General features: G+C 38.7%; 6 protein-coding genes. All 6 read right to left on the bottom strand.

The window, feature by feature from the left end; genetic code table 11:
* Positions 1–226: 226 nt before the first annotated feature.
* Positions 227–688 (bottom strand): DUF3795 domain-containing protein, encoded by a 462-nt coding sequence (locus K9N40_12660; GenBank protein ID MCF7815318.1) that lies wholly within the window; start codon positions 686–688, stop codon positions 227–229.
* A gap of 91 nt (positions 689–779) precedes the next feature.
* Complete coding sequence (locus K9N40_12655) at positions 780–1,958, bottom strand: T9SS type A sorting domain-containing protein (GenBank protein MCF7815317.1); 1,179 nt, start codon at positions 1,956–1,958, stop codon at positions 780–782.
* A 282-nt stretch (positions 1,959–2,240) separates the two neighbouring features.
* Positions 2,241–2,912, bottom strand: coding sequence for a right-handed parallel beta-helix repeat-containing protein (locus K9N40_12650; protein ID MCF7815316.1), 672 nt, complete (start codon positions 2,910–2,912; stop codon positions 2,241–2,243).
* A 116-nt stretch (positions 2,913–3,028) separates the two neighbouring features.
* Complete coding sequence (locus K9N40_12645; GenBank protein ID MCF7815315.1) at positions 3,029–4,162, bottom strand: aldo/keto reductase; 1,134 nt, start codon at positions 4,160–4,162, stop codon at positions 3,029–3,031.
* A 457-nt stretch (positions 4,163–4,619) separates the two neighbouring features.
* The gene (locus K9N40_12640; protein MCF7815314.1) at positions 4,620–5,207 is read right to left on the bottom strand and encodes a PH domain-containing protein; all 588 of its coding nucleotides are present in this window, start codon (positions 5,205–5,207) and stop codon (positions 4,620–4,622) included.
* Between the two features lie 502 nt (positions 5,208–5,709).
* Positions 5,710–6,582: an EamA family transporter RarD gene (rarD, locus tag K9N40_12635; GenBank protein ID MCF7815313.1), complete on the bottom strand. Its 873-nt coding sequence runs from the start codon at positions 6,580–6,582 to the stop codon at positions 5,710–5,712.
* Positions 6,583–7,048 lie beyond the last annotated feature (466 nt).

Here is a 7,048-nt window from a genome sequence, read left to right as displayed (position 1 = left end):
GATAGTCGTGGTGTGGATAGTGTGCACTTTAGGTAAATTTCAGACTTATCCACGATTTGACACTATTTTTCACTTATGTTTTTTGATTCTCGATTTATGAAAATGTTTCATAACTTTTCATAAAACGTGTTACACTACCTACTTGCTGTTAGCTTGCATGCTAGCTTATTTATTTATTTATCAACCTGGCAGGTCGATATACTTTTGGGCAATTCGTGAATTGCCCCTACAAGTTCTCTTCTTCTTTGATGCAATTTACCAATTCTGTTCCACATTTTTCACATTTTTCTCTATACCAGGTACTTGGCGTACCACATCTTTCACATCTCCATCTTTCGGCTTGCTCCGTCAACCACTTTTCAATACCGATTTCTTTGATCCGATCTAAACCGCGAAAGACAGAAGAATGATGTACGGCATTATCTGCCTGAAAATCTTTCAGCATCTGGCAGGGATAATCATCGCATTCAAAACAGAATTCCAGGTTTTTACTGATGGCACAATCCTTGAATTCACATTCGTTGCACCAACTGGAAAGATCGCCGCTTTTACATCCGTAGCAGCGAATATCTTCGGCATCCACTTTCCAGATTTTGGCTTGTTCTTCCTGTCTGCCATCTTTGAAAGCATTCAAAAGTTCGCAGGCTCCGCAGTAGAGTCCGCAATATGTGTCGTAGCGAAATTTCATGATTTCTCTCCCTTTTTTTATTCAAGCAAAAGCAACTTGCTTACTTTCGAGAGAATTACAGGTTGCTCTATTTTGGTTGATTCGTGTACCCCTATTTGATCAACATCATTTTTCTAGTTAGAGTCTGATTTGCTAATTTTACTTTGGCAAGATAAATTCCGCTGGAAACGGGATTGCCGTTCTGGTCAGTTCCATCCCAGACGACTGAGACGTTGAGACTTTGGGAAGGAGAGACTGTGAGATTTTTCACTTTCTGGCCTTTCAGATTGTAAATTTCGATTGTCGCAAACGGGGACGTTTGCGTTACGTTAAATGAGATCGTTGTTGAAGGATTGAAAGGATTCGGGTAATTGGTTAACTGGTCATTAGTCATTGGTAATTGGTTATTTGAGTAACCGGTATTTTGCCATTCCAAAGCTCCCATGTCGATTTGATTTCCGGCTAATCTTTCATTTCCCAGAAAGTCGAATTCGGGAAGTTGAATATCGAAGGGGATTTCGTTGGTTCCGGCATCGATACAGGGTGAATTTGAAGTAAGAGAAAACGGATAAACAGGATCAAAAAGAGGATTGGAATTGAGGTTACCTGCTCCTGCGTGATCGAAGTTTATATCATTGAATTCCGTGTAGAAATATTTGCAGAATAAGAGCGGATTATCTTCCAGAAAATAGCCGGAATTATCCCAGATAATATTGTTCATTACTAGCGGTTTTGCCTGGAAAGTGTGAATAACTCCTTTATTGAAAAATACATCATCATTCAGAACTTCATTGGCAACAATTGTGTTGCTGATGATCTTAGGATAGGAATAAGTGCAGTAGATCGGTGCGCCGGTGATGAATGTGTAATTTTCGGTGAAAATATTATTGATGATCTGTGGATTGGAATTGAATTCCAAACTGATAGTTCCGTAATCTGCTACGTTATTCTGAAAAAAACAATTTTCAATTCTAAGGTTGGAAAAATCAAAGCAGGAAACGGTAGCTCCAATTCCGTTTGTTTCAATATTTTTGGAATACTCAATGATGCAACATTTCAGGATTGATGGTTCATCCTGATAGGAAGTGTTGTGAAATTTTACTCCATTCCAGGCTCCATCAGTTGAATAATCAACAGCAAAAAGATCGGGTTGAGAAGATGTGAATCGGATATAATTCTGTGCTTCTCCCATGGCCTGGATCGAGCCTTTGATATCAAGAAAGTAAAAATCCTGGAATTCCACTTTTACTCCAGCAGGAATTGTGAGAGTTGCACCTTCTAAAACTTCCACATTTCCCACAACTTTTACTGTGTCTGCATCCCAGATTGTATTTTGGGAGATTGCTCCACTTACTTCAATGGAATTTCTGAAGTTTGTTAGAAATTTAATTTCTTTCTTATAATTTAGTTCTTTTACTAATTTATTTTTCTCGTTAGGAAAAATCTGACAGCCGTAATTTTCTGCAGGAGAACCCGGAGTTACGCGAAAATCTCCATTTTCGGGATCGATGAGTTGTGGATCGGTTCCTATAACATTACTTGTCGAGGCCCAACTGACCTGTTCCGGAGGTGTTCAGCCGTATTCACACAACTGTACAAAATGCTTTAAGGGATCTGAATTTATTCCAGTATCATTATGAAAACTCCAGTTATCAATTAGATCGGGCACTCCATAGGTAGTATAAAAAATACTGATAGCTACATTTGCACCGGTGGGCAGCCATTCCATAGGATTGCCGTTGAGATAAGTAAAATCATCACCTGTTTCGATGGCATCAACAAAAATATTTCGCTCAATTCGAATGCCGTCACCAGCTCCAAAAATGCGAATCCCATAATCGTGCGTATTGTAAAAAGTACAATATTCCACGTAACCTGTAGGTTCAATCAAGTTATAGCTCAGATTGATTCCACGATAACGGATGTTGCCATTGATAATGATGCAATTATCAATTTCCAGAATATTGTCGCAATAAGAAATACAGATCTGTTCACCTTGCAGATCGAGAATTGCACCATTTCCCACGATCTTTACATCAGCTCCTTCATCACCTTCCAACTCAGTGGTAATTGGATTGAAAATATTGCCGATCAGCAGACCGCCAGTGTAGATCTGCCCGGTTTCCAATTCCAGATATCTATCGAATCCGGCATTTGCCGGAGCTGATTCGTAAACTTCTTTGAGCGAAAGCGCTTGTAAACATATCGCTCCGCTCAATAAAAAATAAATAATTAATCTTTTCATTAAATTCCTCGTCTCACAGCTGGTCTTCGGGTGATTCGTGAATCACACCTACTTCAACCCTGAAAGTTCTAATTGAAAGAATTTTCGGAAGAAGGCTTTTCAGGGTTTCACAATAATTATGCCAACAACTCATGCGCTTTTTTTAATGATTTTATGATCGGAACTTTCTGTGGACATTTGGGTTCACATTCACCGCATGCAATACATTTGTCCGCTCGATTTTCTTCTTTGATAAAGTAATTATAAATCATTTTAGGACGATCTGGATCATCGTAAATATGATACATCATGTAAGCACCAAGAATTGATGAAATACCAACACCCTGCGGGCATGGTTCGCAGTATTTACACGATGTACAGCGAATTGGTGAACGCTTGAGATAGGTTCTTCTGATCTTTTTGAAAAGTTCCATTTCTTTGCCGCTGAACATTCCTGCTCTGGCATTTTCGGCACTTTCTATATTTTCCTTCACATGCTGCATTTCCGTCATTCCGCTCAGGACGAGATTAATTTCTTTGTGATGCCAGATCCATTGCAAAGCACCATCAGCGTAAGAGCGTTTGGTTGGAAATTTATCCCATAGTTTTTTGATCTCTGCGGGTGGTTCTTTGGCCAGTTGGCCACCTCGGATCGGTTCCATCACGATGAGATCGATACCGTTTTTTACCGCCAGCTTTATTCCTTTTTCTCCAGCTTGGAACTTCGTATCCATATAATTGTACATTATCTGGCAGAAATCCCACTTATCCCAGGCTTCCACGATTTTCTTGAAAACCTTGAATTCATCGTGAAAAGAAAAGCCGATGTATTTGATCTTACCTTCTTTTTTCTTCTTTTCGCACCAATCCAGAACTTTCAACTTTTTGATATTTTTCCAGGATTTATCATTTAGAGCGTGCAGAAGGTAGAAATCGAAATAATCAGTTTGCAGCTTTTCCAATTGCTCGTTGAAATATTTATCAAAATCTGCTTCTTCCTTGATATGCCAGGCCGGTAATTTGGTCGCCAGGAAAATATCCTTGCGGTTTCCTCGTTTTTTCAGATAATTACCAACAAATTTTTCACTTTCTCCACCATGATAGGGATAGGCAGTATCGATGTAATTCACACCTTTTTCTAAAGCATAATCCAGCATCTTTTCCGCTTGGTCCACATCGATCTTTTTGGTGTCTTTTTCCAGAATCGGCAGACGCATCGCACCGAAACCCAGGATTGATATGTCTTCTCCACACATTTTACGAAATTGCATTATTTACTCCTCTATTTTAACCACGAATTAACACGAATTCACTCTAATTATATTTTCAGCTCACGGATTTACACAGATGGACACAGACTATTTTTCTATTTCATTCTTGTTGTCCACCTTGAAAAGGCTTCTTGCACAATATCTTCTTGCTTAGCACTTTCAAGGTTTATCCTTGCATTACACATTACATGTTCGTATTGAACCATTTAAAAGGTCAAGTAAAAGAATTCCTCTGATTGAAACCTTTTCAAGGTTATGAATTTTCTTCCTGCTTCGCTCATGTTTCCTCACCGTTTTTTGGGAGAGCGACAGCAGGTTGAGGTGCTTAGCACTTTCAAGGTTTATATCTTCAACCCTGAAAGTCCTATTTGAAAGAATTTCCGAAAAAAGGCTTTTCAGGGTTTCATATCTCCTTGCATTATCAATTCGAATCCGCGTTGATCCGTGAGCTTTTTTTTTATTTCTTCCTTTCCTCCAGAATGCGGCTGATTTTCTTCAATTCCGTTAGAATTTCTGCCAGCGATCCTTTTGGTTCCTGAACTGATTTTTCCACTGATTTTTCAGTTTGCGCCAGCTTCGCTCTTAGTTCTTCGTGCATTTTATCCCATTCCATCAAACCGGAAAGCTTTCCTTCATAACCGGAAGAATTTTGTGATTGACCGGCAGTTTGAATTTTGATCGAACCAATTCCCAGCCAGCGATCATAAAGTGAACGTTCCAGCATGAAATCGGTGATCATCCTGAATGGAATATTCTGCTTGATCTTGGTTAGAATTCCTTTATGAATCACAATCCGATCATCTTCGATTGAATAGCTGAGATTTTTTATCCACAGGATCATGATCGGAGCTGAAATCAACCACATTGCCAGGATCAATAAAAATGTGATCCACCATAAATAATGAATAAATTCAGCAAAATCAATCTCGCTGTCCAAAGCTGGGAAAAGATACAAAACAAAGGCAATTACCACGATCAGCAAAGTGATACTGATCAAATTCAACCAGGATTTTGTGATTAATTTTCCAGATGGTTTGAATTCCATTTTTCCTCCTCTATTTTTTTGCCACGAATTAACACGAATTCACTCTAATTATATTTTCAGCTCACGGATTTACACAGATGAACACAGACTATTTTTCTATTTCATTCTTGTTGTCCACCTTGAAAAGGCTTCTTGCACAATATCTTCTTGCTTAGTACTTTCAAGGTTTTTCCTTGCATTATGCATTATATGTTCGTATTGAACCATTTAAAAGGTTAAGTAAAAGAATTCCTCTGATTGAAACCTTTTCAAGGTTATGAATTTTCTTCCTGCTTGGCTCATGTTTCCTCACCGTTTTTTTGGGAGAGCGACAGCAGGGTGAGGTGTTAGCACTTTCAAGGTTTATATCTTCAACCCTGAAAGTCCTATTTGAAAGAATTTTCGGAAGAAGGCTTTTCAGGGTTTCCCATATCGTTGTACAGCCGGAGCTAAGCAACGAGATTTATCTTACTTTTTCCAACTCTGAAAGTCCTAATTGAAAGAATTTTCGTAAGAAGGCTTTTCAGAGTGATCTTCTTCTCTTTCTCACATTATTAACTGTATAAATGATCAATGCCAGCCATACGAAGGAAAAACCGATCAAACGATTGGTTGTAAATTCTTCTTTAAAAATAAGTAAACCTATGATGAATTGAAAAGTTGGTGCGATGTATTGCAGTATGCCGGTTGTCGTGTATTGAATACGTCGAGCTCCGTAAGCGAAAAACAGCAAAGGTACAGAAGTTGCAATTCCCGCCATTGCCAGAAGTACATTTTTTCCAAAAGTAAGATGCCCGAAAGCTCCGGTTCCATTGATCTCAAAATATATCAAAAAAACTAAAGCCGGAATTAACATCAGGATAGTTTCCAAAGTTAAGCCTTGCAGAGAATTTAATGCTGCTGTTTTGCGAAGAAGTCCATACGTTCCAAATGAACCAACCAGAACGAAGGCTACCCAGGGAACAGAACCGTAAATTGTGATCGTGTAAACAATGCCGACTGCTGCTAATCCGATTGCGAACCAACTCCATTTATCAGGTCTTTCTTTCAGGAAGATCACTCCCAAAATTACCATGAAAAGCGGATTTATAAAATAACCCAGACTTGCTTCGATTGTGCGTCCGTTATTTACCGACCAGATGTAAGTGAACCAGTTGGCAGAAAGCAGGAGAGCACTTGTTAGAAAAGTTAATAGAACCTTTTTATTTTGGAAAGCTTTTTTGAGCCAACTGAAATTTCCTTTGATTGCATGAATTAAAAGTAGGAATACAACTGACCAGACAATGCGGTGGCACATTATCTGAAAGGCAGGAACTTCCTGAATAATCTTCCAGTAAAGCGGCAGAATTCCCCATAAAAAATATCCCAGGCAAGCAAATATAAAACCTTTACTCAATCCAACCTCCAAATAATTCACTACAAATGGAATAATTGAGTGTTGGATGGTCAATTAAAAAAGAAAAAACCTTCCAGAATTTTGATTTCTGGAAGGTTTGAAATTTGGGTTGGACTTCACGTTTCATGGAGTCCATATGTTTTTTGCCTTTTGTCCCGAAAGATTATCTTGATCGTGGACGATCACACAAAACCCATAGTTCAAGCGATACGATTGAACCAACAGAAATCAGGAACGTAAAATTTATTATTTCCCACGACAAAAATTATGGGCTTTTTTTACCGTGTCAATCTGTGGGAATCCGTGAGCTACAAATTCTACGCTTTCACATTAGTACGCCAAGAAGCGTATGTTTATAAATTGGTGTAAATCCAATCCGACTAATTGGTTATTCAGTCGGGAGATGAAAAGACGGTACTTCACCGTGAGGTGTTTGCCGAAGTTCTTTAAAATCGGTAAGTAAGCC

This window comes from Candidatus Cloacimonadota bacterium (assembly GCA_021734245.1).
Classification (GTDB): Bacteria; Cloacimonadota; Cloacimonadia; order Cloacimonadales; family TCS61; genus B137-G9.
The sequence above is the reverse complement of the archived record's forward strand: the minus strand, read 5'-3'. Positions and strand labels throughout refer to the sequence as shown.

Bases quoted from the DNA above. Each gene is read 5' to 3' on its own strand.
- K9N40_12660 (MCF7815318.1), bottom strand. From the start codon at position 688: ATGAAATTTCGCTACGACACATATTGCGGACTCTACTGCGGAGCCTGC.
- K9N40_12650 (MCF7815316.1), bottom strand. From the start codon at position 2,912: ATGAAAAGATTAATTATTTATTTTTTATTGAGCGGAGCGATATGTTTA.
- K9N40_12645 (MCF7815315.1), bottom strand. From the start codon at position 4,162: ATGCAATTTCGTAAAATGTGTGGAGAAGACATATCAATCCTGGGTTTC.
- K9N40_12640 (MCF7815314.1), bottom strand. From the start codon at position 5,207: ATGGAATTCAAACCATCTGGAAAATTAATCACAAAATCCTGGTTGAAT.